The sequence below is a fragment of the Thauera sp. 2A1 genome, assembly GCF_009469595.2.
Taxonomy (GTDB): Bacteria; Pseudomonadota; Gammaproteobacteria; order Burkholderiales; family Rhodocyclaceae; genus Thauera.
Window position 1 is genome coordinate 234224 of sequence record NZ_SSXV01000005.1, and the last position, 24639, is coordinate 258862.

Annotated in this window: 28 protein-coding genes; 25 read left to right on the forward strand and 3 right to left on the reverse strand. The window is 68.8% G+C overall.

Features of this window, described 5'->3' with window-relative positions; genetic code table 11:
- The first annotated feature begins 9 nt into the window (after window positions 1–9).
- The 8 genes from fdxH to GH664_RS07195 all read left to right on the forward strand — a co-directional run bounded on the left by fdxH (window position 10) and on the right by GH664_RS07195 (window position 6960).
- Window positions 10–903: a formate dehydrogenase subunit beta gene (gene fdxH, locus GH664_RS07160; RefSeq protein ID WP_153167353.1), complete on the forward strand. Its 894-nt coding sequence runs from the start codon at window positions 10–12 to the stop codon at window positions 901–903.
- Window positions 900–1526, forward strand: coding sequence for a formate dehydrogenase subunit gamma (locus GH664_RS07165; RefSeq protein ID WP_153167354.1), 627 nt, complete (start codon window positions 900–902; stop codon window positions 1524–1526). The genes fdxH and GH664_RS07165 overlap by 4 nt, the downstream gene beginning before the upstream one ends.
- 95 nt (window positions 1527–1621) lie before the next feature.
- Entirely contained in the window at window positions 1622–2551 is a 930-nt protein-coding gene (fdhE, locus tag GH664_RS07170) for a formate dehydrogenase accessory protein FdhE (RefSeq protein ID WP_153167355.1), read from the forward strand.
- 103 nt (window positions 2552–2654) lie between these two features.
- Entirely contained in the window at window positions 2655–3131 is a 477-nt protein-coding gene (locus GH664_RS07175) for a glycine cleavage system protein H (RefSeq protein WP_153167356.1), read from the forward strand.
- A complete protein-coding gene (locus tag GH664_RS07180) occupies window positions 3121–3513 on the forward strand; it encodes a DsrE family protein (protein WP_153167357.1) in 393 nt (130 codons plus the stop codon). Before GH664_RS07175 ends, GH664_RS07180 begins: the two co-directional genes overlap by 11 nt.
- 425 nt (window positions 3514–3938) lie before the next feature.
- Window positions 3939–5321 carry an NAD(P)/FAD-dependent oxidoreductase gene (locus tag GH664_RS07185; protein ID WP_153167358.1) on the forward strand — a complete coding sequence of 461 codons (1383 nt, stop codon included), beginning with the start codon at window positions 3939–3941 and terminating at the stop codon, window positions 5319–5321.
- Window positions 5318–5833 carry a TlpA disulfide reductase family protein gene (locus GH664_RS07190; RefSeq protein ID WP_228111418.1) on the forward strand — a complete coding sequence of 172 codons (516 nt, stop codon included), beginning with the start codon at window positions 5318–5320 and terminating at the stop codon, window positions 5831–5833. Before GH664_RS07185 ends, GH664_RS07190 begins: the two co-directional genes overlap by 4 nt.
- Complete coding sequence (locus tag GH664_RS07195; RefSeq protein WP_153167359.1) at window positions 5830–6960, forward strand: transglutaminase family protein; 1131 nt, start codon at window positions 5830–5832, stop codon at window positions 6958–6960. The genes GH664_RS07190 and GH664_RS07195 overlap by 4 nt, the downstream gene beginning before the upstream one ends.
- Before the next feature lie 43 nt (window positions 6961–7003).
- Here GH664_RS07195 and GH664_RS07200 read toward each other — a convergent pair whose 3' ends face one another.
- From GH664_RS07200 to GH664_RS07210, 3 genes are read right to left on the reverse strand one after another with little or no spacing between them, the layout of a single operon-like run.
- The gene (locus tag GH664_RS07200) at window positions 7004–7504 is read right to left on the reverse strand and encodes an isoprenylcysteine carboxylmethyltransferase family protein (protein ID WP_153167360.1); all 501 of its coding nucleotides are present in this window, start codon (window positions 7502–7504) and stop codon (window positions 7004–7006) included.
- On the reverse strand, window positions 7501–7764 hold the full coding sequence (locus GH664_RS07205; protein WP_153167361.1) for a DUF504 domain-containing protein: 264 nt from the start codon (window positions 7762–7764) through the stop codon (window positions 7501–7503). Before GH664_RS07205 ends, GH664_RS07200 begins: the two co-directional genes overlap by 4 nt.
- A 53-nt stretch (window positions 7765–7817) precedes the next feature.
- Window positions 7818–8792 carry a toll/interleukin-1 receptor domain-containing protein gene (locus GH664_RS07210; protein WP_194270346.1) on the reverse strand — a complete coding sequence of 325 codons (975 nt, stop codon included), beginning with the start codon at window positions 8790–8792 and terminating at the stop codon, window positions 7818–7820.
- Between the two features lie 180 nt (window positions 8793–8972).
- Between GH664_RS07210 and GH664_RS07215 the strand changes: the two genes are divergently transcribed.
- The 17 genes from GH664_RS07215 (at window position 8973) to GH664_RS07295 (ending at window position 24366) form a co-directional block, all read left to right on the forward strand.
- Entirely contained in the window at window positions 8973–10262 is a 1290-nt protein-coding gene (locus GH664_RS07215) for an NCS2 family permease (protein WP_153167363.1), read from the forward strand.
- Between the two features lie 144 nt (window positions 10263–10406).
- Window positions 10407–11831, forward strand: coding sequence for an L-seryl-tRNA(Sec) selenium transferase (gene selA / locus GH664_RS07220; RefSeq protein WP_153167364.1), 1425 nt, complete (start codon window positions 10407–10409; stop codon window positions 11829–11831).
- Entirely contained in the window at window positions 11825–13780 is a 1956-nt protein-coding gene (gene selB / locus GH664_RS07225) for a selenocysteine-specific translation elongation factor (protein ID WP_153167365.1), read from the forward strand. Before selA ends, selB begins: the two co-directional genes overlap by 7 nt.
- 188 nt (window positions 13781–13968) lie before the next feature.
- Window positions 13969–15081: an amidase gene (locus tag GH664_RS07230; RefSeq protein ID WP_153167366.1), complete on the forward strand. Its 1113-nt coding sequence runs from the start codon at window positions 13969–13971 to the stop codon at window positions 15079–15081.
- Window positions 15082–15100: 19 nt separating this feature from the next.
- Entirely contained in the window at window positions 15101–16273 is a 1173-nt protein-coding gene (locus GH664_RS07235) for an acyl-CoA dehydrogenase family protein (RefSeq protein WP_153167367.1), read from the forward strand.
- A 53-nt stretch (window positions 16274–16326) separates the two neighbouring features.
- Window positions 16327–16686 carry an IacB protein gene (locus GH664_RS07240; RefSeq protein WP_153167368.1) on the forward strand — a complete coding sequence of 120 codons (360 nt, stop codon included), beginning with the start codon at window positions 16327–16329 and terminating at the stop codon, window positions 16684–16686.
- Window positions 16687–16714: 28 nt separating this feature from the next.
- Window positions 16715–17236: a nuclear transport factor 2 family protein gene (locus tag GH664_RS07245; RefSeq protein ID WP_153167369.1), complete on the forward strand. Its 522-nt coding sequence runs from the start codon at window positions 16715–16717 to the stop codon at window positions 17234–17236.
- 54 nt (window positions 17237–17290) lie between these two features.
- On the forward strand, window positions 17291–18562 hold the full coding sequence (locus GH664_RS07250) for a Rieske 2Fe-2S domain-containing protein (protein WP_153167370.1): 1272 nt from the start codon (window positions 17291–17293) through the stop codon (window positions 18560–18562).
- A gap of 15 nt (window positions 18563–18577) precedes the next feature.
- Entirely contained in the window at window positions 18578–19054 is a 477-nt protein-coding gene (locus tag GH664_RS07255; protein ID WP_153167371.1) for an aromatic-ring-hydroxylating dioxygenase subunit beta, read from the forward strand.
- A gap of 10 nt (window positions 19055–19064) precedes the next feature.
- Complete coding sequence (locus tag GH664_RS07260; RefSeq protein ID WP_153167372.1) at window positions 19065–19805, forward strand: SDR family NAD(P)-dependent oxidoreductase; 741 nt, start codon at window positions 19065–19067, stop codon at window positions 19803–19805.
- A gap of 107 nt (window positions 19806–19912) precedes the next feature.
- Complete coding sequence (locus tag GH664_RS07265; RefSeq protein ID WP_153167373.1) at window positions 19913–20872, forward strand: PDR/VanB family oxidoreductase; 960 nt, start codon at window positions 19913–19915, stop codon at window positions 20870–20872.
- 35 nt (window positions 20873–20907) lie between these two features.
- The gene (locus tag GH664_RS07270) at window positions 20908–21408 is read left to right on the forward strand and encodes a flavin reductase (RefSeq protein ID WP_153167374.1); all 501 of its coding nucleotides are present in this window, start codon (window positions 20908–20910) and stop codon (window positions 21406–21408) included.
- Between the two features lie 15 nt (window positions 21409–21423).
- Window positions 21424–21819, forward strand: a complete 396-nt coding sequence (locus GH664_RS07275) for a tautomerase family protein (protein ID WP_153167375.1) — start codon at window positions 21424–21426, stop codon at window positions 21817–21819.
- A gap of 201 nt (window positions 21820–22020) precedes the next feature.
- The gene (locus GH664_RS07280; protein ID WP_153167376.1) at window positions 22021–23166 is read left to right on the forward strand and encodes an ABC transporter substrate-binding protein; all 1146 of its coding nucleotides are present in this window, start codon (window positions 22021–22023) and stop codon (window positions 23164–23166) included.
- A 197-nt stretch (window positions 23167–23363) separates the two neighbouring features.
- Entirely contained in the window at window positions 23364–23834 is a 471-nt protein-coding gene (locus GH664_RS07285; protein ID WP_153167377.1) for a MarR family winged helix-turn-helix transcriptional regulator, read from the forward strand.
- Window positions 23835–23888: 54 nt separating this feature from the next.
- Window positions 23889–24035, forward strand: a complete 147-nt coding sequence (locus GH664_RS07290; RefSeq protein WP_153167378.1) for a hypothetical protein — start codon at window positions 23889–23891, stop codon at window positions 24033–24035.
- Between the two features lie 43 nt (window positions 24036–24078).
- Window positions 24079–24366: a DUF1330 domain-containing protein gene (locus tag GH664_RS07295; RefSeq protein ID WP_153167379.1), complete on the forward strand. Its 288-nt coding sequence runs from the start codon at window positions 24079–24081 to the stop codon at window positions 24364–24366.
- Window positions 24367–24639: the final 273 nt, after the last annotated feature.

The following is a 24639-nucleotide window of genomic DNA, read 5'->3' on the forward strand; positions in this document are numbered from 1 at the left end:
GAGATCGCCATGGCATTGCAATCGCTGGACATCGCCAAGCGCTCGGCCACGACCACCGAGCCGCCCCAGGCGCGCAAGACCCCGCAGGTCGCCAAGCTCATCGACGTCTCCCAGTGCATCGGCTGCAAGGCCTGCCAGGTGGCATGCATGCAGTGGAACGACCTGCGCGACGAGGTCGGCAACTGCGCGGGCACCTACGACAACCCGCGCGACCTCACCGATCAGTCGTGGACCGTCATGCGCTATGCCGAAGTCGAGACCGACCGCGGCCTCGAGTGGCTCATCCGCAAGGATGGCTGCATGCACTGCGAGGATCCGGGCTGCCTGAAGGCCTGCCCGTCGCCCGGCGCCATCGTCAAGTACTCGAACGGGATCGTCGACTTCCACCAGGAGAACTGCATCGGCTGCGGCTACTGCGTCACCGGCTGCCCCTTCAATGTGCCGCGCATCTCGAAGAAAGACAGCAAGGCCTACAAGTGCACGCTGTGCTCCGACCGCGTCGCGGTCGGGCTCGAGCCGGCCTGCGTGAAGGTCTGCCCGACCGGCTGCATCAGCTTCGGCTCCAAGGAGGACATGCAGGAGCGGGCCGACGAGCGCGTCGCCGAACTGAAGGAGCGCGGCTTCACCAACGCCGGCCTGTACGACCCGGCCGGTGTGAGCGGCACCCACGTCATGTACGTGCTGCACCACGCCGACAAGCCGGGCCTGTACAGCGGCCTGCCGGCCGACCCGGCGATCTCGCCGACGGTGTCGTTGTGGAAGGGCATCACCAAGCCGCTGGCGATGGCGGGCATCGCCGCCGCGGCGCTGGGTGGGCTGTTCCACTACGTCATGAAGGGTCCGAACGACGTGTCGAAGGAAATCGAGGCCGAAGTCGACAAGGAACTGGAGGGCGAAAAATGATCCGCGATCCGTCCGACCTGCAGCGCTACACCGCGTCCGAGCGGGCCAACCACTGGGTGGTGGGCATCTGCTTCATCCTGCTCGGGCTGTCGGGGCTGGCGCTGTTCCATCCGGCGCTGTTTCCGCTCACCTACCTGTTCGGCGGCGGTACGTGGACACGCATCCTGCACCCCTTCATCGGGGTGGTGATGATGCTGTTCTTCGTGGTGATGTTCTTCCGCTTCCAGCACCTCAACCGCATGACCGACACCGACTGGCAGTGGGTCAGGCGGGCGAAGGAGATGGTGAACGGCGACGACCACAACATGCCGATCCAGGGCAAGTACAACGGCGGGCAGAAGCTGCTGTTCTGGTTCCTCGGGCTGGCCATGGTGGTGTTGTTCGCCTCGGGCATCGTCATCTGGCGCGCCTACTTCTCGGCCTACTTCGGCATCGGCACGATACGCCTCGCCGCCCTGCTGCATGCCGGCTTCGCCACGCTGATGATCATCGCCATCATCGTGCACGTGTATGCCGCGATCTGGGTCCGTGGCACCATCCGCGCCATGCTGTACGGCACCGTCACGCGAGCCTGGGCGAAGCAGCACCACCGCGCCTGGTACCGCCAGATGACCGGCAAGTGAGCCCTTTCCGGCGAGTCCGCGCGCGATCCGGCGTGTGCGGACGGGCCGGATCCCGTTTTTCACGGGGCCGCCGGGCCCCGTCTTCCTGGACAGACATGCAGAAACTGCTCTCCGCCGAAGAGATCGCCGTCCAAGCCGCCGGCGAAGCCAGCCCCAACCGCCTTCCTTTGCCGCAAGTGTTTGCCGATCGTGCCGCGCGGCTGCGTACGCTGGCCAGCGGACATTCGATGGGCGACTTCCTGCTGTTCGCTGCGCACCTGGCCGACGCCCAGCACGCCCTACTGCAACGTCGATTGCCGGCCACACGGCCGGACGCTGCTCATCTGGCGCGTTGCCGGCAGCACGGCATGCCGCCGCTGGACGCCCAGGGCGCGCCGCTGCCCGACGACTGGCTCGACGTGCTGCTCGCCCTCGCCGCCGCGGTCGCGCCCCACGCCCCGGCCAGCCTGCAGGCGGTCATCGCCGACTTGCCGGCATATCCGGCGGCCCGGCTGAAGGCGCTTGCGCACGCCATCCTGCGCGCCGACGAACAGCTCACCGATGCGGCCGAACTGGCGATCGCGCCGCTGCTCGGCGCCACGTTGCAGGTGCTGTGGACCTCGCAGGCACTGGCGTTGCGGGCGGCCGACCTGCCCGCCGGTTTCGAGGACAGCCTGTGCCCCGCCTGCGGCTCGCATCCGGTGGCCTCCATCGTGCGCATCGGTGACGCCGGCCACGGCGTGCGCTACGCCACCTGCAGCCTGTGCGCCTGCGAATGGCATGTGACGCGCATCAAGTGCGTGCCCTGCCACAACACCCGCGGCATCGCCTACCAGCACCTGGAGGGCGAGGGCGGCGCCCTGCACCCGGCGGTCAGGGCGGAAACCTGCCCGGAGTGCCACGCCAGCCTGAAGATCGTGTCGATGGAAAAGGACCCGATGGTGGACCCCTTTGCCGATGATCTGGCCACGCTGGCGCTGGACATGCTGGTCGATGACACCGGCTTCGAGCGCGCCGGCCGCAACCTGTTCCTGTTCACGCCCTAGCGGCGTGCGCTGACCGCTTCCCCTGCCCGCGGCGCGCGCTTCTGCCGGCGCGGTCGCCGTGCGTCCGGTACGATCATCGCCCCCACCTGTCCGAGCCTTGCCGATGTCCCTGCTGCGCGGCTGCGAATTCCCCGATGAACTGCTGTACCACCCGGAAAGCCACCTGTGGTTCGCGCTGCTGGGCGGCGGGCGCTACCGCGTCGGCGTCACCCGCTTCGGTATCGCGCTGTCGGGCGAGATCCTGCTGTTCACGCCCAAGCCGACTGGCGTGGAGCTGGCGGCGGGGCGCGGCTTCGGCCTGCTCGAGGCGGGCAAGACGGTGTTCCCGGTCAAGACGCCTTTCGCCGCGCGCCTGCTGGCGGCCAACCCGGCGCTGGACCCTTCCGCGCGTGCGATGAACCGTGACCCCTTCGCCGCCTGGCTGGTCGAGCTGGAGGCCACCGCCCCGGTGCCCCAAGGTCTGCTGCCGGGCTGGGCCGAGGCGCAGCCGCAGATCGAACGCATCATGGATCGCTACGCCTTCCGCGACCTCGCCGATTTTGCCGCGCCGCTGTTCCACGAGGACAACCGTGAGTTCTGAGGTGTACGCGGACAAGCTCGCCATCCTGGTGTGGGCGGCCGATCCGTCAAGGCCGGAGCTGTGCGCCACCCCCTTCTATTTCGCCGCCGCCGCCGCGGCGATGGATGTCGAGGTGGAGATGTACTTTACCGCGCGCTCGGTGGAGCTGTTGCGCCAGGGCTGCGCCGAGCGCATCGAGGCCGCCGCCGGCAGCGGCAAGTCGGTGGCCGATTTCCGCCGCGAGGCGCTGGCCCTCGGCGTGCGCCTGCTGGCCTGCCCCACCGCGATGGCCAGCCACGGCATCGTGCCCGATGCGCTCATCCCCGAAGTCGCCGCCCAGGCCGGCGCCGCCGCCTACCTTGGGCGGGTGATGGATCCGGCGTGGAGAACCTTGGGTTTCTGAGATGGCGTAGAGGTGGGCCGGAACCTTCAATGGGGTAGGTCAGGCGGCGGGGGATGCGTGGAGCGGGCGAGCACTGTCCGAGTCCCGAGCGGAGCGAGGTCGAGTTGCGCAGAACGCGGAGCGCATCCCCCGCCGCCTGACCGGATTCGCAGCACTTACTTGCATGCACCTTCTGGACAAAGCCGGCCGCCTGTAGTCTGATCCGGCCCGCGGGCCGTCCGACGGCGAGCACCCCTTTCCGGTCCAACCTGCCGCCCTTGCGGCACGCTGGGCCATGAGCACCACCGGACACATCCGGCCGATCTGCATATCGGCTGTCCGGACCGGCGGTCTTTCGTCCGCCAACCCTGCCGGGCCTCGCGCCCGGCCATTAAGCCCCGGCGGCATCCCGCACCGGGGCGGCTGTGTTTGATCGGGAGAGTTCGATGACACATGACCACAGCGCCTCGCGAAGGCGCTTTCTGGCATCGGCCGGCGCGCTGGCCGCCGGCGCCGCGACCTCGCCCGCCCTGGCGCAGGGTGCGACACCCAATCCGCCGGCGACGGGCAAGCTGCCCTTCCTGATCGGGCGCTCCGGCGACACGCTGATCCCGCGCGGCAAGATGCCGCGGGTGGTGATCTGCGGCGGCGGCTGGGGCGGGGTCACCGCGGCCAAGTACCTGCGCCAGCTCGCGCCGCACCTGGAAGTGGTGCTGCTCGAGCGCAACCCGGTGTTCTTTTCCTGCCCGATGAGCAACAAGTGGCTGGTCGACGTGGTGGACACCCAGTTCCTCACCCACGACTACCTCGGCGTGTCGGAGAAGTACGGCTATCGCTTCGTGCAGACGGAGATCCTGGAGATCGAGCGCGACCGCAAGCAGGTCGTCACCGCGGCCGGCAGCCTGCACTACGACTACCTGATCCTGTCGCCCGGCATCCGCTACAACTACGAAGCCTGGTTCGCCAACGACCGCCGCATGGCCGAAGCCACGCGCGCGCGCTTCCCGGCGGCCTACATCCCGAGCGCGGAGCACTTCCGCCTCAAGCGCGCGCTGCAGGATTTCAAGGGCGGCCACCTCGTCATGAGCCTGCCGCCGCCGCCGCATCGCTGCCCGCCCAGCCCCTACGAGCGCGCCTGCCTGATCGCGTCGATGTTCCGCAACAAGAAGATTCCCGGCAGGATCACCATCCTCGACCACAAGGACGGCGTGCGCCCGATCGGCCCCGGCTTCAAGTCGGCGTTCGAGGAGCTGTACAAGGACATCATCAGCTACGTGCCGAATGCGCGCGTCGAGGAGCTCGACCCGTTCAGGAAGCACATCCGTACCGAGGCGGGCGACTTCGACTTCGACCATGCCATCCTGATGGCGCCGCACCAGGCTGGCGACCTCGCCTGGAAGGCCGGTGTCGTGACGCCGCCCGGCCAGGGCAAGCCCGGTGCCGGCTGGGCCGACGTCGATCCGCTGTTCCTGCACCACCGCCAGGACAAGGACGTGTTCGTGATCGGCGACGCGGTCGGCTTCGTGTCCGAGCAGTTCGCCTTCTATCCCAAGGCCGGCCACGTCGCCAACCGCCATGCCCGCATCGTCGCCTACTACATCGCCGAGCGTGAGGCCGGGCGCGAGCCGGCCTACCGGCTGCCCGACAACCTGTGCTTCATGATGGTCGACAGCAGTCCGCAGCTCGGCATCTCGGTGCAGTTCGACTACAAGGTCAATGACAAGGGCGTCATCGAGCAGACCCAGATCGACTACAACGAGCGCAAGCCCGAGACCGTGATCCAGGACTTCAACTGGGCACGCTCCAGCTACGAGGACATGTTCGCGTGAACCCGATCGCCTCGCTTCGCACCGCGCTGCTCGCAGCCGCCCTGGCGGCTGGTATCTCCCCGGCCTCCGCAGCCGGCCTCGAAACATCACCCAGGCTGCCACCCGCCCCGCCCGCGCTGCAGCAGGCGCTGGACGCGGTGCGCGGCCGGGCGGTGATCGTCAATTTCTGGGCGAGCTGGTGCGAGCCCTGCCGCAAGGAAATGCCGGCGCTGGTCGAACTCGACGAGAGCGAACCGGGCCTGGCGCTGATCACCGTTGCGGTGGCCGACCGCGCGGCGGACACCCGGCGCTTCCTCGCCGACTACCTGATGGATCACACCGTCGTCGTCGCCGACCCCGACCAGGCCATCGCGCGCGCGTGGAACGCCCGCATGATCCCCACCACCTATGTGCTGGACGCCGGCCACCAGGCGCGCTACCGCGTGATCGGCGAGGCCGACTGGCGCGACCCCGCCATCCAGGCGCGCGTGCGCGCGCTGGCCGGCAAAGAATCGAAAGGACAAGCAGAATGAACCGTCGCAGTTTCCTCAAGACTTCCGTCATCGCCGCCGCCATCGCCATGCCCACCGTCGGCCGCGCCGCGCAGCTCGCGTCGCCGGCCGCCGCGGCGATGTCCCCCCCGCCTTTCGCGCCCACGCCCGAGTCCGGCTGGCGTCGCTTCGAAGTCACCACCCGCATCGAACCGAGCCCCGCCGACGGCGTGATCCGCGCCTGGGTGCCGCTGCCGTCGATGGACGATGCGGCCTGGCAACGGCCGATGGGCAACCTGTGGCAGGGCAACGCGGCAGTGATGCGCGTCGTGGGCGACGCCGCCTCCGGTGCGCAGATGCTGTACGCCGAATGGAGCGCCAGCACCGGCGAGCCGGTGCTCGAGGTCGTCAGCCGCTTCGCCACTCGCGACCGCGCCATCGACTTCAGCAAGCCGGCGGCCAGGCCGATCACGCTGGCCGCGGCCGAGCGCAAGCTGTACACGCGCGCCACCGCGCTGCTGCCCACCGACGGCATCGTGCGCAGCACCGCGCGCGACATCGTCCGCGGCGCGAAAACCGACGAGGACAAGGCGCGCGCGATCTACGAATGGGTGGTGGACAACACCTTCCGCGAACCGAGCACCCGCGGCTGCGGCCTCGGCGACATCCAGAGCATGCTGGAAACCGGCAACCTGTCGGGCAAGTGCGCCGACCTCAGCGCGCTGTACGTCGGCCTGTGCCGCGCCGCCGGCCTGCCCGCGCGCGACGTGTATGGCATTCGCGTGGCGGATTCGCGCTTCGGCTACAAGAGCCTGGGCAAGAGCGGCAACATCTCCAAGGCCCAGCACTGCCGCGCCGAGGTCTTCCTGGAGCGCTACGGCTGGGTGCCGGTCGACCCCGCCGACGTGCGCAAGGTGGTGCTCGAGGAGCCTCCCGGCCAGCTCGCGCTGGACGACCCGAAAGTGCTGGCGGTGCGCCAGCGCCTGTTCGGCGCCTGGGAGATGAACTGGCTCGCCTACAACGACGCCCACGACCTGCGGCTGCCGGGCAGCACCGGCCCCGCCGTGCCCTTCCTGATGTACCCGCAGGCCGAAAGCGCCACCGGCCGCTTCGACAGCCTGGATGCGGACGCCTTCCGCTACACGCTCGCGTCGAAGGAAATCGCCTGAGACGCTGAAGTCCCGGACCTGTCGCCCACCGGCGCAGGCCGGGTCAATAGATGAAGGGAACCAGCTTGCGCACCCGCCGCCGGTACGCCGCGTATTCCGGAAAGCGCGCCATCAGCCACGCTTCCTCCTTGCGCGACTTGATGTCGAAGAACACGAACAGCAGCGCCGCATAGCCCAGCGTGAGCCAGCCCTGCACGAACAGCGCCCAGCCGAAGGCGAGCAGCAGCACGCCGAAATAGATCGGGTGGCGGACCAGGCGGTACAGGCCGCCGGTGACGAGCGTGGCGTCGTCCTTCGGATGCGGCAGTGGCGTCAGGTTGTTGCCGAGGTGCAAGGCGGCCACGGCGCAGACCGTAAAGCCCAGCGCCAGCAGCGCGAGGCCTGCAGCATGTGCCAGCCCCGCCGCGCTTTGCGGCCACGGCGACAGCCCGAACGCGCTGCGCGGCCCGAACGCGATGAGCAGGAACAGCAGCCCCTGCACCGCCACGTACCACTCGCCACGGTGGCCCTTCCACCAGGGATGCCGCTGCAATCCGTCGTTCATGTCCGTCCTGGCTCCCGTTTCCAGATCAGCTCGCCGTCGCGAAACACTTCCCTGACGCGATGCATCGGCATGCTGCGTACCACGCCGTCCTCATCGATCAGATCGAGCAGGGAATGGTTGTCCGGGTCGACCGACAAGGCCTGCATGTCCACCCGCACGATGCCGCCGGCGACACGATCGTAATAGCCCACGACGAAATCCGCAGCGCCGAATTCGGCGTCCCACCGAATTCGGCTCAGCAGTTCGTGCAGAGGGGTCATGACCGGCCAAACACTTCTTTTCGTTTCCCGGCGCGCGGCGCCGCCAGGTGACTTCAGCCGGTTCTCCGATGCAGCACCACGCGTGTGTTGCCGCCGTTGGCCATGTCGGAAAGTACCCCGGTGAGGCGCGTGCCATCGTCCGAGAGCACGAGCTGGCCGTTCAGGCGCGGCTCCTCAGGCACCATCACGACATACTCGAAGCTGATCGTGCGGTCGCTGATCGTGCCTTGGGCATGGCCGATCGCCGTGCCGGTGCCGGGCGCGGTGTGGTTGATTTCCACCTTGTCCTGCCGGACCTGGATGCTCCAGTGGGTCGCTTCTTCGTCATACCAGTCGCCGTCGAACCGGACGGGTGCGATCTCGGCTGCCGGTGTTGGCGCGAGCGTGGGGGCCGGCGCGGTTCCGCCGGACGGCTCGGAAGGTGTGATGCCCTCGCTGGTCGACGTGGGCCAGGCGAACCACGCGATGGCGGCGACGGCGGCGGCAGCGCCCGCGGCGGCCACCGCGCGGCGACGGTCGCGGGCGGGGCCTGGCTGCGCCTGGGCTTGCCTGCCTGCGATGGCAGGGGCGATTCCGGCCGTACGCTCGATCATCGTCATCAACCGGCCGGTGTCGTATTCCCAGCGCGAATCGGTCAGTTCGTGGGCTTGCCAGCGTGCGAGGGGTTTCAGGTCGTCCGGTAGTTGTTGTGCTGCGGGCATCGGCGCGCCATCAACGAGCACCGGTATCACCGGGATGTCGCGCGCCAGCGCGGTGGTGATCTCGCGCCGCAGATGGTCCTCAGCATCATCGAGGCGGCGCGTCCCCTCGGCGGCGGTCGTGAGCCAGTCGCGACCGATGACGGCGACCAGCACGCGGCAGGTGCTCACGCCGTCGCGGATGACGTCGTCCCAACGGCGCCCGGCAGCGATCGACTGCACGTCCTGGAACACGGCGTCGCGGCCGAAGTGCCGCTCGAGGCTGTCGACCAGCCTGCCGGTGTGGCCCGCGCTGTCGCCCCGCCGATAGCTGACAAAGATATCTGCCATGCGCATGTCTCCGAATCCCGAGGTCCCCAGCAGGCGCCGTCGATTCCACAATAGCAGCCGCATGGGCGGCATTCCAACGGGCCGGCGGCGCCGTGCGAGCCCGTCCGCGACCGCCAGCGCCCGTCGCTCCGGCCCGTCATCGACCTGTTGTACTCTTCAGCTTTGGTCGGGGGGTCGCCCATGCTCGAGCGCTTGTTCCAGTTGCAGGCCAATGGCACCACGGTCAGGACGGAGGTCGTGGCCGGCCTGACGACCTTCCTGACGATGGCCTACATCGTCTTCGTCAATCCCGATGTGCTGTCTGCTGCGGGCATGCCGCGCGATGCGGTGTTCGTCGCCACCTGCCTGGCGGCGGCGCTGGGCACGGCGATCATGGGGCTATATGCCAACTACCCGGTGGCGATGGCGCCGGCGATGGGCCTGAACGCCTACTTCGCCTTCACTGTGGTGCAGGGCATGGGCTACACGTGGCAGACGGCGCTGGGCGCGGTGTTCATCTCGGGCTGCCTGTTCGTGCTGCTGAGCCTGTTCAAGGTGCGCGAGTGGATCGTCAACGCGATCCCGACTTCGCTGAAATATTCGATCTCTGCCGGCATCGGCCTGTTTCTCGCCATCATCGGGCTGAAGAATGCCGGGCTGGTGGTCGCGCATCCGGCGACGCTGCTGACCCTGGGCAACATCCACGCGCCGGGGCCGCTGCTGGCAGCGGCGGGCTTCATGCTGATCGCTGCGCTGGAGTACCGCAAGGTACCGGGCGCGATCATCATCGCCATCCTGGCAGTGACCGGCACCTCGGTGGCGCTGGGGCTGACCGAGTTCAGGGGCGTCATGGCGCCGCCGCCCTCGCTGGCGCCGACCTTCCTGCAGCTCGACCTTGCCGGCGCGATCAACGCCGGGCTGCTGTCGGTGGTGCTGACCTTCTTCATGGTGGAGCTGTTCGATGCCTCGGGCACACTGATCGGCGTCTGTCACCGCGCCGGCCTGCTCGATGCGTCCGGCCGCCTGCCGCGCCTGAAGAAGGCGCTGCTGGCGGATTCGGTGGCGATCGTCGCCGGTGCCGGGCTGGGTACTTCGTCGACCACCGCCTATGTCGAATCGGCCGCGGGCACCGCCGCGGGCGGGCGCACCGGGCTCACCGCGGTGGTCGTCGCGCTGCTGTTCCTGGGCTGCATCGTGTTCGCACCGCTGGCCGCCACCGTGCCGGCCTTCGCCACCGCGCCGGCGCTGTGCTATGTCGCCATCCTGATGTCGCGCGGCCTGGCCGAGATCGACTGGGACGACCTGACCGAAGCCACTCCGGCGGTGGTGACGGCCATCACCATCCCGTTCACCTTCTCGATCGCGCATGGCATCGCCTTCGGCTTCATCTCCTATGTGGCGATCAAGCTGCTGGCCGGGCGCCTGCGCGACGTCTCCGCGACCGTCGCGCTGATCGCCATCGCCTTCGTGGCGAAGTTCGCGTTGCTGTGACGCGAGGCTCGCTGACAGGACCTTGCCGTTCGGGTTGAGCATGGGGCACGCGACCGGCGTGCCTCGTTCGGCCCGCAAGGACGCGGTGCGATGTTGTCCGCTAGACTGGGTGTCCAAACCAGATGCCCGGTCCGGGCCTGTGTCATGACCATGGAAAAACTGGCCTCCCTCCCGGCGGTGGACCGTCTGCTGGCCGAGCCCGCGCTGCTCGCGCAGGCGCAAGCGCATGGCCGTCGCCCCGTCACCGATGCCGTCCGCGCGGAACTCGCCGCGGTGCGCGAGGCGATGCGCGCGGGTGGCGAGCTGCCCGCGGGCGCGACGCTGGTCGAGGCCGTCGTGCGGCGCATCGAGGCTGCGAGCCGGTCGACGCTGCGGCGTGTCTTCAACCTCACCGGCACGGTGCTGCATACCAACCTCGGCCGCGCGACGCTGCCGGAAGAGGCGATCGCCGCCATCGTCGATGCCGCGCGTCATCCCTGCGCGCTGGAGTACGACATCGAATCCGGCGGGCGCGGCGACCGCGACGACCTGATCGACGAGCTGCTGGTGGAGCTGACAGGCGGCGAGGCCGCCACCGTGGTGAACAACAACGCTGCGGCGGTGTTCCTGCTGCTCAACACGCTGGCGCAGCGCAAGGAGGTGATCGTGTCGCGCGGCGAGCTGGTCGAGATCGGCGGCGCCTTCCGCGTGCCCGACATCATGAAGCGGGCCGGTGCGCGGCTGGTCGAGGTCGGCTGCACCAACCGCTGCCACGCGCGCGACTTCGAGGAGGCCATCGGCCCGCGCACCGCAATGTTGATAAAGGTGCACACCAGCAACTACGCCATCGAAGGCTTCACCACGGTGGTGCCGCGGGCCGAGCTGGCCGCCATCGCCCATGCGCGCGGCCTGCCCTTCGTCGAGGATCTCGGCTCGGGCACGCTCACCGCGCTGGAGGCTTGGGGCCTGCCGCACGAGCCGACGCCGCGCGAGGCGATCGCAGCCGGCGCCGACCTCGTCAGCTTCTCCGGCGACAAGCTGCTGGGCGGCCCGCAGGCCGGCATCCTGGTCGGCCGCCGCGAGCTGATCGCCAAGCTCAAGAAGAACCCGCTCAAGCGCGCGCTGCGCGTGGGCAAGATCACGCTGGCCGGGCTCGAAGCGGTGCTGCGCCTGTACCGCGACCCGGAACGCCTGCCCCAGCGCCTCGAGACCCTGCGGCTGCTGACACGCCCGCAGACGGAGATCCTCGCCCAGGCCGAGCGCCTGCAACCTGCGCTCGCGCGCGCGCTGGCCGGCTGGCCGCTCGCCGTCACCGTCGAGCCGATGCGCTCGCAGATCGGCTCGGGCAGCCTGCCGGTAGACCGCCTGCCGTCCGCTGGCCTCGTGTGCCGGCCGCAGCGCAAGGGCGGCACGCTGAACCGGCTCGAACAGGCGCTGCGCGGCCTGCCGCTGGCGGTCATCGGCCGCATCGCCGACAATGCGCTGTGGCTGGACCTGCGCTGCCTGCGCAGCGAGGACGAGGCGGCCTTCGTGGCGCAACTCGCCGAGCGACTGACGACACCCGCAGCGCGGGGCGGGCGCCCATGCTGATCGGCACCGCGGGCCATATCGACCACGGCAAGACCACGCTGGTGCGCGCGCTCACCGGGGTGGACACCACCCACTTGCCGGAGGAAAAGGCGCGCGGCATCACCATCGAGCTCGGCTATGCCTATGCGCCGGTGGAAGGCGGCAACGCGGCCGACGCCGCGCGCACCCTCGGCTTCATCGACGTGCCCGGCCACGAGCGCTTCATCCCGACCATGCTGATGGGCGCCAGCGGCATCGACTTCGCCCTGCTGGTGGTCGCCGCCGACGACGGCGTCATGCCGCAGACGCGCGAGCACCTGGCGATCCTGCATCTGCTGGGAATCGCGCGCGGCGCGGTGGCGCTGACCAAGTGCGACCGCGTGGCGCCCGACCGCGTCGCGGAGGTGGAGTCCGACATTGCCGCGCTGCTCGCGCCCACCCTGCTGGCTGGCAGCCCGATCTTCGCCGTGTCGGCGGTCACCGGGGCCGGCATCGACGCGCTGCGCGCGCACCTGAATGCGATCGCCCGCGACGAGGCAAGGCCGCTCGCCGACGCCGGCTTCCGGCTGGTGGTCGATCGCCGCTTCGCGCTCCCCGGCGCCGGCACCATCGTCACCGGCACCGTGCATGCCGGCGTGGTGCGTGCGGGCGACACGGTGCTCCTCGCGCGCGCGGACGGCTTGCGGCGCGAAGTGCGCGTGCGCGGCCTGCGGGTGAACAACCGCGTGGCGCAAGCCGGCGGCCCGGGCAGCCGCTGCGCGGTCAATCTCGCCGGCATCGACTACGGCGAAATCGAACGCGGCGACTGGCTGCTGACGCCGCAGCCGGCGCGCGCCACCGACCGCATCGACCTGCGCCTGCAGTTGCTGCCCGACGGACCGCGGAAGCTGGGCCAGTGGGCCGGCGTGACGCTGCATCACGCCGGCGGACACGCCATGGCGCGGCTGGCGCTGCTCGATGGCGCCCTTGAGGCGGGCGGTCTCGCGCCGGGCGCGAGCGGCTTCGTCCAGGCTGTGTGCGACCGGCCGATCTTCGCCTGCTGCGGCGATCGCATCGTGATCCGCGACGCCGCGGGCAGCGAGACGCTGGGCGGCGGCCGCGTGCTCGATCCCTTTCCGCCCGCACGCCACCGCCGCCGCCCCGAGCGCCTCGCGGTGCTGGCCGTGCTCGAAGACCCGGATCGCGCCACACGGCTCGCCGCCCTGGTCGAGCGCGCCCCCTGCGGGCTGGATGTGGAAGAACTCGCCCTGGCGCACAACCTGCCCGGCCGCGGCCTGACTGATCTGCTGCCCGCCGCCCGGCACGTCGGGGCGAAGGCAGGCGGCTGCATCTTCTCGCCGGCCGCCTGGGCTGCGCTGGGTGACGCCGTGCTGGCGCGGCTGGCCGCGCATCACGCGCAGTTTGCCGACGAGCCGGGCGTCGAGCGCGAGCGCCTGCGGCGGATGTGCATGCCGCAACTGACGTCCGCGGTGTTCCTCGCCCGCCTGGAGGAGCTGCTGGGCGAAGGCCGCGTGGCGCGCACCGGTTCATCCTGGCATCTGCCGACGCACACCGTGGAGCTCAGCCCTGCGGACCGCCAGCGTGCCGATGCGCTGACGTCTCATCTGCTTGCCGGCGACTGCGACCCGCCCTGGGTGCGCGACCTCGCCGGCCTGTGCGCGCTCGACGAAGCTGCCACGCGCGGCCTGCTGCGGCGCATGGCGATGCGCGGCGAAGTTTTCCAGGTGGTGCGCGACCTGTTCTACCCGCGGCCGACCGTCGGTCGGCTGTGTGCGATCGCCGCCGAACTCGCCGCCGGCAACGACGGCCGGATCCGCGCCGCCGATTTTCGCGACCGCATCGGCGGCGGCCGCAAGCGCGCGATCCAGATCCTCGAGTTCCTCGACCGCGTCGGCTTCACGCGCCGCGTGGGCGACGGCCGCGGCCACGCCCACGTGCTGCGCGGAGAGCCGCCGGTAGCGCAGGACTGATCCCCTGGCGCCGCCTTGTAGGCGGCGTCTCACGCAGGGCATCGCCCCGGGATCTGGGAGATAATAAGTGAACATTCACATGAAAAATCTATTGACACGTCACGCAATCGTACCTAATCTCGACACCAACAAAGCAAATCAGCTCCGCCGAGCGGAGCGTTGGACCAACGAGAGACAAGGGTGCGGTGATGGGCGTTTTTGTGGCGGAGCTGGATCTGGGCGGCAGTGGCCCGCGCGTGGCGATCAAGGACACGATCGCCATCGCTGGCGTACCGACGCGCGCCGGCTGCCGTGCGCTGGACGATGCAGCGCCCGCCGCGTCCAACGCGGTGGTGGTCGAGCGCCTGCTCGCCGCCGGCTACCACATCGTCGGCAAGGCCAACATGCACGAGCTGGCCTTCGGCACCACCGGCCTCAACGCCTGGACCGGCACGCCGCTAAACGTGCGCTTTCCCGATTTCGTTCCGGGCGGCTCGTCGAGCGGCTCGGCGGTTGCGGTGGCCGCGGGTCTGGCGGAGGTCGCCCTCGGCACCGACACCGGCGGTTCAGTGCGTATTCCGGCGGCCTGCTGCGGCGTGTTCGGCCTCAAGCCGACCTTCGGCCGCGTCAGCCGCGACGGCGTGATGCCGGCGCACACCAGCCTGGACTGCGTCGGCCCCTTCGCCGACGACATGGACGCCCTGATCGGCTGCATGCGCGCCATCGACCCGAGCTTCGGCGAATTGCCCGATACCGCGGGCGTGGCGATCGGCCTGGTCGAGGTCGCGGCCCGGGCCGAGATCCGCGCCGCGGTGGACGCTGCGGTCGCCGCCGGCGGTTTCGCCAGCGGCCGCGTCAGCCTGAGCGAGTTCGTGCCCGCCTACGATGCCGGCCTGGTGGTGATCAACGCCGAAACCTGGGCCGCCTGCGGGCACCTCGTGGAGACGGGCCTCGTCGGTGAGGACGTCGCCCGCCGCCTGCTGGCCGCCTCGAAAACCACCGCCTCCGACGTGCAGGCCGCCGAGCGGGTGCGCGCTGCCTTCACCGCGCAGGTCGATGCGGCGCTGCGCGACTTCCCGGTGCTGGCCCTACCGACGATGGCCGATGCGCCGCCGCGCGTGGCCGAGGCCGCCGACACCAGCAAGCTGGTCGGCATGACCTCTCTGGTGCGGCCGTTCAATCTTTCCGGCCATCCGGCCATCGCCATCCCGCTCCCGGCTGGCGAATTCCCGATGAGCCTGCAGCTCGTGGCCGCCAAGGGCCAGGACGAGCTGCTTTGTGCGGTGGCGCGGCAGATCGCCGGCCGTCTGAACCAACACTAACCGAAACCCGGAGGCGTCAATGTTGGCAAGCCTGAAGGAACCCCCTGAGCGCGTGGCTGCGGCCGCAGCGCCGTCCGCCAGCGACATGGACGAACTACTGCGCGACATCCGCGCGCGGCGCAAGGAATTCGAGGCCCAGCGCTTCATCTCGCCGGACATCATCCAAAGCTTCAAGAAAATCGGCGTGTATCGCGCGCTGGTGGCCAAGCGCTTCGGCGGCGACGAGAAATCGCCCGCCGAGTTCTGCGAACTGATCGAGACCCTCTCCGGCGCCGACGGCTCCGCCGGCTGGGTGGCGAGCTTCGGCATCGGCGGCGTGTATCTGGCCGCGCTGCCGGTGGCGACGCTGGAAAAGCTGTACGCCAACGGCCCCGACGTGGTGTTCGCCGGCGGCATCTTTCCGCCGCAGCCGGCCGAGCTGGTCGAGGGCGGCTACAAGGTCAGCGGCCGCTGGAGCTGGGGAAGCGGCAGCATGGGCGCCGAAGTGGTCGGCGCCGGCATCCTGCCGAAGAACGCCGACGGCTCCGGCCTGCCGCGCATGGCGGTGATGCCGCGCGACAAGGTGCAGATCGCCCCCAACTGGGACGTCATGGGTCTGCTCGGCACCGGCAGCCACGACATCGTGGTGAAGGACGTGGTCGTGCCGGAGGAATGGACCTTCGTGCGCGGCGGCGCCTCCTCGCTCGACACCCCGCTGTACCGCTACCCGACGCTTTCCTTCGCCGCGCAGGTGCTCACCGTGGTCGGCCTGGGCATCGCCCGCGCCGCCATCGACGAGGTCATCGGCATGGCGGTCGGCCGCGCCTCGGTGACGGGCGCTCCCAACCTCGGCGAGCGGGTCTACGTGCAGCTCGAGATGGCGAAGATCGACGCCGAACTGCGCGCGGCGCGCGCCTGGTTCTACCAGGCCATCGACGACGTGTGGCAGGTGCTGCTGGCCGGTGGCAAGCCGAGCGATCAGCAGGTCAGCATGCTGCGGCTGTCGACCACCCACGCCTCCCGCGTGGCCGCAGAAGTGACGCGCCGCGCGCAGATGGTGTCGGGCGGGTCCGGAGTCTATGAATCCTGCCCGCTGGCGGCGCAGGTGCGCGATGCGCAGATGATCACCCAGCACGCCTTCATGGGCGACATCACCTACCAGAACGCCGGCGCCATGATGTTCGGCCTCAAGCCCCTGCCGGGCTATCTGTGACCCCCCGGTCCAACCCGATTCGACCCGAATCCACCACTCAGACGGAGCGAGATATGAGCGACAAGACCCCCCTGCGCGTGCTGTTCTGCATGGGCGTGAACCAGAACTTCATGGATGGCACGCCGGACGAGATGAAGGACGTGTGGGCGGCCTTCGTGGCCATGATGCAGGGTATCGCCCGCCTGCCCGGCGTGCGCGTGCTCGGCAACATGGACGACGACCGCATCATGGTCGGCCCCTCGGTGGCCTTCCCGTGGACCACCTACGTGCTGGCCGACGTGCCCGACTACGATACCGTGACCGCCGCCTGCAACCTTTTCCGCGTCACCCCGGTGGGCGACGGCACCTGCAAGCTGTGGAAGTACATGCGTGTCGAGGCCCGCATCGGCCGCGAGCTGGTGATTCCGGACTGATCCGGCACACGCACAGGAAGCCCCGGCCATGTCCGACAGCAAGAAGCTGCGCCGCCTCGAGGCCCGTCTCGCCCGCTTCGAGGCCGAGCACGCCATCCGCGCCTGCATGAACCGCTACATGGTGCTGTGCGACGCGCTCGATGCGCGCACGCCGCTGGACGAGCTGGCCGGCCTGTTCGCCAAGGACGCGATCTGGGAAGGTATCGGCGAAAAGTACAAGGGCACCTTCGGCCGCCTGGTGGGCCGCGCCGCGATCCGCGCCATGCTCGGCAAGTACATGACCGAGCCGGCCCACTTCGCGCTCAACGTGCACTTCCTGACCTCCGAGCTGATCGAGCTGCACGCCGCCGATGCCGCCACCGGCAGCTGGGTGATGCTGCAGACCTCCACCTTCGCCAGCGGCGCCTCGCACCTGAACGCCGCGCGCCTCACGGTGGATTTCGAGTGCAGCAAGGGCGTGTGGCGGATGTCGCACTTCCGCACCGAGAACCTCTTCAGCCGGCCGATCGACGCCTGGAACCAGCCCGAAGCGCTGCCTGTGCCGCGCTGAACCACGAATGAAACTGATCCGGGCCCGTCCCGGGTCCAAGCAAAAGGACAGATCATGACGAACAAGACCGACGCGCAGCACGCGCTCACCCTGGGTGACCGGGTCCAGGCCGACCGCGTTCATACCTCGCTGTACACCGACCCCGCGATCTTCGAGCAGGAGATGGACAAGGTCTTCTCCAGCACCTGGGTGTGGGTCGCCCACGCCAGCGAGATCCCCGAGGCCGGCAGCTACAAGAACACCTACATCGGCGTGCAGCCGGTGATCGTCGTGCGCGACCGCAAGCAGAAGGTGCATGTGCTGCTCAACCGCTGCCGCCACCGCGCCGCGACCGTGTGCGAAGGCAAGAAGGGCAAGACCAGCAGCTTCGTCTGCCCCTACCACGGCTGGAGCTATTCGCTGGACGGCGCCCTGCGCGGCGTGCCGCATCCCGAGAGCTATGCCGACCAGCTCGAGAAAGGCGAGCTCGGCCTGGTGAGCCTGCGTGTCGAGGAATACGCCGGCATGATCTTCGCGACGATGAAGAACGACATCGAGCCGCTGGTCGACTACCTCGGCCCGGCGAAGAAGTGGATGGACCTGTTCATGAAGCAGGGCGCCGGCTACCCGATCAAGGTCGCGGGCGAGCACCGCTTCCGCTTCCCCGGCAACTGGAAGATCCAGCTCGAGAACACCACCGACGCCTACCACTTCCCGCTGGTGCACAAGTCCTTCCTCAGCTCGGTCGACAAGCAGACCGAGGAGATGCTCGACTTCGTCGGCGGCTCCGGCTATGTGGAAGACCTGGGCAACGGCCACAGCGTGATGGTGATGATCCCGCAACTGATCGACCTCGAGGAAAACCTCGACGCGCCCATCCCCGCGCGCTTCGCCGAACTGGCCGAAGAGTTGCGCGCCGAAGGCCATGCCGACCAGGAAGTGCGCCGCATCGTGCGCGCGGTCGGCGGTTCGGGCTTCAACCTCAACATCTTCCCCAACATCGCCTGCTCGATGGCCTTCTTCCGCGTGCTGCAGCCGATCTCGGTGAACGAGACCGAGATCCACCATGCGGTGATCACCATGGACGGCGGTCCGCAGGTCGCCAACCAGGCGCGGCTGCGCCTGCACGAGCACTTCCAGGGACCGATGGGCTTCGGTACCCCGGACGACTCCGAAGCCTGGGAGCGGGTGCAGAAAGGCGCGAGCGCGGGCAAGGACCTGTGGATCATGCTGAACCGCGGCCTGGCGGGCGAGAAGCCGACGCCGGACGGGCGGGCGAGCGACGTGAGTGCCGAGACCGGCATGCGCGCCGCCTACCAGCAGTGGAAAAAACTGATGACCGCCTGACCCGGAGACATGCACATGAACACCGAACTGATCACCCAGGTTGCCGCCTTCATCTGGCAGGAAGCCGACATGCTGGACCACGGCGAGTACGCGCAGTGGCTCGAATCGTGGACGCCCGACGGCCTCTACATCGTGCCGATCGACCCCGAGCAGACCGACTTCGCCAACACGCTTAACTACGCCTACGACAACGCCGAGATGCGCGAGAAGCGCGTCGCGCGGCTGGGCAGCGGCGAGTCGATCTCGACCTCGCCAGTGCCGCGCACGGTGCGCGACGTGTCGCGCTTCCGCGTGCTGTCCAACGACGGCACCAACGTGACCGTGCGCTGCGCGCAGAACTTGCGCGAGTTCCGCAAGGACGTGCTCAAGCACTACACCGCCGACGTCAGCTTCGAGCTGGTGCGCAGCGGCGGCAGCTTCCTCATCCGGCGCAAGGTGGTCCGCCTCATCAACTCGACCGATACCCTGCAGGGCATCGGCTACATCCTGTAAGGAGCCGGCCATGTCGCAGGTCGCCCTCGTTACCGGAGCCGCGCAGGGCCTGGGCAACATCATCGCCGGGCAGCTGCACGCGGCGGGCTACAAGGTGGTCGTCACCGACTGCACCGAGGCGCTGGCGCGCGAGGCGGCCGGCCGGCTCGACGCCAGCGGCGCCACCGCGCTCGGGCTCAAGCTCGACGTCACGCGCAAGGAAGACTTCGAGCAGGCGCTCGCCGCGGTGCTGCGGCAGTGGGATGCGGTGCATGTTCTGGTGAATAATGCCGCCCTCACCAAGGCGACGCCGGTGATGCAGATCACCGCCGAGGAGTTCGACCAGGTGCTTGCGGTCAACCTGCGCGGGACGCTGTTCGGCTGCCAGGTGTTCGGCGCGCACATGGCGGCGGCCGGCTACGGCCGCATCGTCAACCTCGCGTCGCTCGCCGGGCAGAACGGCGGCACCGCGTCGGGGGCGCACTACGGGTCGTCGAAGGGCGCCATCCTCACCCTCAGCAAGATCTTCGCGCGCGAGCTGGCGCCGTCGAACGTGACGGTCAACGCCATCGCGCCGGGGCCGATGGAGCTGCCCTCGGTGCGCGCGCTGGTGCCGCCCGACCGGCTCGAGAAGCTGATCGAAGGCATTCCGGTGCGCCGCCTCGGCAACCCGAAGTTCGTCGCCGATCTGGTGGTGATGCTGGCCTCGCCCGAGGCCGACTTCACCACCGGGGCAACCTGGGATGTGAACGGCGGCCTCTTCATGCGCTGAGCGAGCCCGGAACGAAGCCTCGTAGGGCGGGCTTCAGCCCGCCACAAACGTCGGTCAACAACCAGGGGCGTGCCATGCAGCAGCCCCGGCAGAGAGCAGGTGGTGTCATGTCAGAGGAAACGATCAAGGTCGTCGTGCGGCGACGCGAGGAGCAGGGGCACGGGGTGCTGGTGCTCGACCTGGCCAGTGTCGAAGGCGCGCCGCTGCCACCGTTCGAGGCCGGTGCCCATGTCGACGTGCATCTGGGCGAGGGCCTGGTGCGTCAGTACTCGCTCGCCGGCAAACCGGGCGATCGCAGCGTCTACCGCCTCGGCATCCTGAAGGACCCGAAATCGCGCGGTGGCTCCGTCGCGGCGCACGAGCGCCTGACGGAGGGCACCGAAATCCGCATCGGCGTGCCGCGCAACCATTTCCCGCTGGACATGGCGGCGCCGCACACCGTGCTGGTCGGCGGTGGCATCGGCATCACGCCGATGATCGCGATGGCGCACGCGCTGGACGATGCCGGCAAGTCCTTCGAGCTGCACTACTGCGGCCGCAGCCGCGCGTCCTGCGCCTTCCTCGACGAGCTCACCAGCGGCGGCTTTGGCGACCGCGTGCATCCGCACTTCGACGATGGCGCCGACGAACAGCGGCTGAACCTCGACGCGGTGCTGGGCAAGGCCGCGCCGGGCACGCATGTGTACGTGTGCGGGCCGTCGGGCTTCATGGACTGGGTCATCGCCGAGGGGCGCCGCCTGGGTCTCGCCGAGGCGCAGATCCACAAGGAATACTTCCAGGTCGACACCGACTCCAGCGGCGCCGCCTTCGACGTCGTCGCGAAGAAGAGCGGCAAGACCGTGCGTGTCGAGGAGGGCAGGAGCATCGTCGAGGCGCTGGCCACGGTGGGCATCAAGGTCCAGGTGTCGTGCGAGCAGGGCGTGTGCGGCACTTGCCTGTGCAACGTGCTGGACGGTGTGCCCGACCACCGCGACATCTTCCTCACCGACGAGGAAAAGGCCGACAACGACCAGATCCTGCTGTGCTGCTCGCGCGCCAGGACCGACATCCTGGTGCTGGACATCTGAATCCGGCCCACCCACACAGAGAGAAGGAGCCCATCATGGTCGACATCAACGCCTTCCGCGACGGCATGGCGATGCTCGCCAGCGCCGTCACCGTCGTCACCACCGGCGGTCCGCAGGGGCAGGCCGGCTTCACCGCCACTGCGGTGAGCAGCGTCACCGACCAGCCGCCCACCCTGCTGGTGTGCATGAACCGCGGCTCCTATGCCCATCCGATGTTCACCGGCAACGGCACGCTGTGCGTGAATGTGCTCGCCTCCGACCAGCAGTCCCTGTCGGGCCTGTTCGCCGACCGCAACGTGACCATGGACGAGCGCTTCGCGCGCGTCGGCTGGCAGGCGCTCGACACCGGCAGTCCGGCGCTGGACGATGCGCTCGTGAGCTTCGACTGTCGCATCGTGCATACCGCCGAGTTCGGCTCGCACAGCGTGTTCTTCTGCGAGGTCGAGGCCATCCGCCGGGGTGGGGCGAGCGACGGCCTGGTGTATTTTGCGCGCCGCTACCACGGCGTCGGCGATGCCGACGTCGTCACCGCCTGAACCCCGGAGCCGTCCATGCCCAACCTGAACGTCTATCTCGTCGAAGGCTACAGCGCCGCGCAGAAGTCCACCTTGCTGCGGCGCATGACCGATGCGGTGGTCGACAGCATCGCCGCGCCGCGGCCGTCGGTGCGCATCTTCCTCGTCGAGCTGCCGCGCGCCCACATCTGCGTCGGCGGCGATCTGCTGACCGCGGATGAATTGGCGGGTCAGCCGGGCGGTCCGACGGTGCATGTCTTCCTGATCGCCGGGCGCAGCGACGCGCAGAAGGAGGCGCTGATCGGCAGCCTGACGCGCGTTGTCGAAGACACGCTGGCCATTCCTCCCGACCCGGTGCGCGTCATGATCTTCGATGTCGCCAATACCGATTTCGGCATGAAGGGCGTCACCGCAAAGTCGCTCGGACGCTGATGCGCTCGTCCTGATCGCAGCTGCGGCGCGCCGGCAGCACGCGGCTTTGCGCCGATCTGGCCGCACATGTGAGCTATTTGGCTTAAAAATGTGATAAATCACATGAATATAGATTTTTAAACGGGCAGTGAAACGAGCCCAGGTTTGCCAGCAGCCCTGTTCGTATCGTGCAGTCATTCCCAGAAACAGAGGAGACATTCCATGAAAATCAAGCATCTCGCGGGTTCCGTTGTGATCGCTGCACTGTCCGTCGGCACCGCCTTCGCGCAGGTCAAGGTCGGCGTCATTTCGTCGTCCACCGGCCCGATTGCGATGGTCGGCATTCCGCAGAAGAATACCGTCGCGCTGATGCCGACAAAGGCCGGCGGGCAGACGATCGAATACATCGCGCTCGATGACGGCAGCGATCCGACGGCGTCGGTGGTCGCGGTCAAGAAGCTCATCAGCGAGCACAAGGTGGATGCGATCGTCGGGCCGTCGGGCTCGCCGAACGCGATGGGGGTGATCCAGTTCGTCGCCGAGGCCGGCGTGCCGCTGCTGGCGCCGGTCGGCACCGCGGCCGTCGTGCTGCCGATGGACGACAAGAAGAAGTGGGTGTTCAAGACCACGCAGAACGACGGCCTGATCGCCGCAGCCCTGCTCGAGCACATGGCGAAGACCGGCGTGAAGACCGTCGGCTTCATCGGCACCGGCGACCCCTATGGCGAAAACTGGGCCAAGGTCTTCGCCGAGGGCGCGGCGCAGAAGGGCATCAGGATCGTCGCCGACGAGCGCTTCCAGCGCCAGGACACCTCGGTGACCGCGCAGGCGCTGAAGGTGATCGGCGCCAGGCCGGACGCGGTGCTGATCGCCGCGCCGGGCACGCCGGCGGTGCTGCCGCAGCTCGCGCTGGTCGAGCGTGGCTACAAGGGCCAGTTCTACCAGACCCACGGCGCAGCGCTGCCCGACTTCCTGAAGCTTGGCGGCAAGAAGGTCGACGGCACCATCCTCGCCGCCAGCCTGATGCTGGTGCTGGACCAGGTGCCGGAGACGCATCCGTCGAGGACCATCGCGCGGAACTACGTCGCGTCCTACGAAAAGTTGTACGGCGCCACGCCGGCGACCTTCGGCGGCAACGTGTTCGACGCCGGCCTGCTGCTCGAGAAGGCGATTCCCGTCGCGCTGGCCAAGGGCAAGCCGGGCACCCCGGAGTTCCGTTCGGCGCTGCGTGACGCGCTCGAGCAGACGAAGGAAATGCCGGCCACACAGGGCGTGTACAACATGACGCCCGCCGACCACAGCGGCTTCGACGCACGCGGCCGCGAGCTGATCACCGTGTCGAACGGCGCCTGGACCCTGGTGAAGTGATGGCACGCTGCCGCCCCCGAACGATGGGGGCGGCGCCGGAGCCGATGCGCGCGTCTGCGCATCCCCTTGAAGCCGTGCTTCCGGGGCACTCCATCGTTGCCGCCACATGAGCGGAATGGCAGGCAGGGGGCGATTTCTGCTTTATAGTCGGCAGCCGCGCAATGCGCCGCGGCCCATGTTCCCCAACCCTGCCTGTCATGCCGGAAAAGAAAGTCGCCCCATCCTCCGACGGAGCCCACGAATTCTCGCAGGAGGAGTTTCCCTTCTACTGGCTTGCCCACGCTCACGCGATCTACGTCGTCGAGATGGAGAGGGTGCTGAAGAAGCTCGGCACCGACATGCCGACGCGGCGCGTGCTGCTGATGTTGCGGCTGCACGGCACGGCGAGCGTCTCGGACCTGTCGCGGCACACCATCATCAAGATGTCGACGCTGACCCGCATCGTGCAGCGCATGCGCGACGAAGGGCTCGTGGAAACGCGCACCAACCCCGAGGATGCGCGCGTCACCGACGTGCTGATCACCGCCAGGGGCGAGGAGCTGGCGGCGCGCATCGAGCAGGCGACGCAGAAGGTCTTCGCGCGCGGCTATGAAGGCATGTCTGCGGCGGAAAGAAAGTCGCTGATGCAGTCGCTGCAGAAGATCTTCCACAACTTCGCCGACAATTGACGCGGGTACCGGCGTGTGCAGGGCCGGCATGCCGCTGCCGGCCTGAAGGCATTGGTGACCGAAACCCGGCAGGCGCTGGAGCCGCTCGACGCGGCCGAGGTCAACGGCTTCTTCGGCCGCGACATGCGCTTCGAGATCGGCGACCGGCGCTTCGACTTCATCGCGCAGGATTTCCTCGGCATGATGCGCAAGAAGGGCTGAGCGCATCGAACATCGCGCGGAGAACACCGCAAGGAGACACCCAATGGGCATCGCATACGTGGTGGGGCAGATAGCAGTGAAGGACGAGGGCAAGTGGGCCGAGTACCGCAGCAAGGTTCCCGAGACCTTCGGCCCCTGGGGCGGCGAGCCGGTGTTCCGCGGCAAGCAGTTCGCCGCCCTCGCCGGCCAGTGCCCGCACGCCGACGTGGTGGTGCTGCGCTTCCCGAGCACCGACGCGCTCGAGAGCTGGTTCAAGTCGCCCGCCTATCAGGCGCTGATCCCGCTGCGCGATGCGGCGGCGGAGGTGGTGCTGACGGCTTACGAGGCGTGATCGTCGTCAGCTCGGCTCGACGCAGTCAGTTCTTCGAACCGGCCTTGGTTGCCGGCCCACCTCTCAGAGCCTGAGAAGCATTTGATTTCCGCAAGCCGAGTAACTGACATGCGATGAGACCCAGTGGCGCGCGATGCGCAGGTGCGGTGGGGTGTTCGAGGCCCAGCCAAGCGTCTGTGAGGGCAGATCCGGGGTCTTCAGGAGGCGGGTTTTCATTTCGGGCACCTCTTATGCCAGCGCTGCGGCGATTTTGGACGCACCGCTACCTCGACC

Bases quoted from the DNA above. Each gene is read 5' to 3' on its own strand.
- fdxH (WP_153167353.1), top strand. From the start codon at position 10: ATGGCATTGCAATCGCTGGACATCGCCAAGCGCTCGGCCACGACCACC.
- GH664_RS07165 (WP_153167354.1), top strand. From the start codon at position 900: ATGATCCGCGATCCGTCCGACCTGCAGCGCTACACCGCGTCCGAGCGG.
- fdhE (WP_153167355.1), top strand. From the start codon at position 1,622: ATGCAGAAACTGCTCTCCGCCGAAGAGATCGCCGTCCAAGCCGCCGGC.
- GH664_RS07175 (WP_153167356.1), top strand. From the start codon at position 2,655: ATGTCCCTGCTGCGCGGCTGCGAATTCCCCGATGAACTGCTGTACCAC.
- GH664_RS07185 (WP_153167358.1), top strand. From the start codon at position 3,939: ATGACACATGACCACAGCGCCTCGCGAAGGCGCTTTCTGGCATCGGCC.
- GH664_RS07195 (WP_153167359.1), top strand. From the start codon at position 5,830: ATGAACCGTCGCAGTTTCCTCAAGACTTCCGTCATCGCCGCCGCCATC.
- GH664_RS07200 (WP_153167360.1), bottom strand. From the start codon at position 7,504: ATGAACGACGGATTGCAGCGGCATCCCTGGTGGAAGGGCCACCGTGGC.
- GH664_RS07205 (WP_153167361.1), bottom strand. From the start codon at position 7,764: ATGACCCCTCTGCACGAACTGCTGAGCCGAATTCGGTGGGACGCCGAA.
- GH664_RS07210 (WP_194270346.1), bottom strand. From the start codon at position 8,792: ATGGCAGATATCTTTGTCAGCTATCGGCGGGGCGACAGCGCGGGCCAC.
- GH664_RS07215 (WP_153167363.1), top strand. From the start codon at position 8,973: ATGCTCGAGCGCTTGTTCCAGTTGCAGGCCAATGGCACCACGGTCAGG.
- selA (WP_153167364.1), top strand. From the start codon at position 10,407: ATGACCATGGAAAAACTGGCCTCCCTCCCGGCGGTGGACCGTCTGCTG.
- selB (WP_153167365.1), top strand. From the start codon at position 11,825: ATGCTGATCGGCACCGCGGGCCATATCGACCACGGCAAGACCACGCTG.
- GH664_RS07230 (WP_153167366.1), top strand. From the start codon at position 13,969: ATGGGCGTTTTTGTGGCGGAGCTGGATCTGGGCGGCAGTGGCCCGCGC.
- GH664_RS07235 (WP_153167367.1), top strand. From the start codon at position 15,101: ATGTTGGCAAGCCTGAAGGAACCCCCTGAGCGCGTGGCTGCGGCCGCA.
- GH664_RS07240 (WP_153167368.1), top strand. From the start codon at position 16,327: ATGAGCGACAAGACCCCCCTGCGCGTGCTGTTCTGCATGGGCGTGAAC.
- GH664_RS07245 (WP_153167369.1), top strand. From the start codon at position 16,715: ATGTCCGACAGCAAGAAGCTGCGCCGCCTCGAGGCCCGTCTCGCCCGC.
- GH664_RS07250 (WP_153167370.1), top strand. From the start codon at position 17,291: ATGACGAACAAGACCGACGCGCAGCACGCGCTCACCCTGGGTGACCGG.
- GH664_RS07255 (WP_153167371.1), top strand. From the start codon at position 18,578: ATGAACACCGAACTGATCACCCAGGTTGCCGCCTTCATCTGGCAGGAA.
- GH664_RS07260 (WP_153167372.1), top strand. From the start codon at position 19,065: ATGTCGCAGGTCGCCCTCGTTACCGGAGCCGCGCAGGGCCTGGGCAAC.
- GH664_RS07265 (WP_153167373.1), top strand. From the start codon at position 19,913: ATGTCAGAGGAAACGATCAAGGTCGTCGTGCGGCGACGCGAGGAGCAG.
- GH664_RS07270 (WP_153167374.1), top strand. From the start codon at position 20,908: ATGGTCGACATCAACGCCTTCCGCGACGGCATGGCGATGCTCGCCAGC.
- GH664_RS07275 (WP_153167375.1), top strand. From the start codon at position 21,424: ATGCCCAACCTGAACGTCTATCTCGTCGAAGGCTACAGCGCCGCGCAG.
- GH664_RS07280 (WP_153167376.1), top strand. From the start codon at position 22,021: ATGAAAATCAAGCATCTCGCGGGTTCCGTTGTGATCGCTGCACTGTCC.
- GH664_RS07285 (WP_153167377.1), top strand. From the start codon at position 23,364: ATGCCGGAAAAGAAAGTCGCCCCATCCTCCGACGGAGCCCACGAATTC.
- GH664_RS07295 (WP_153167379.1), top strand. From the start codon at position 24,079: ATGGGCATCGCATACGTGGTGGGGCAGATAGCAGTGAAGGACGAGGGC.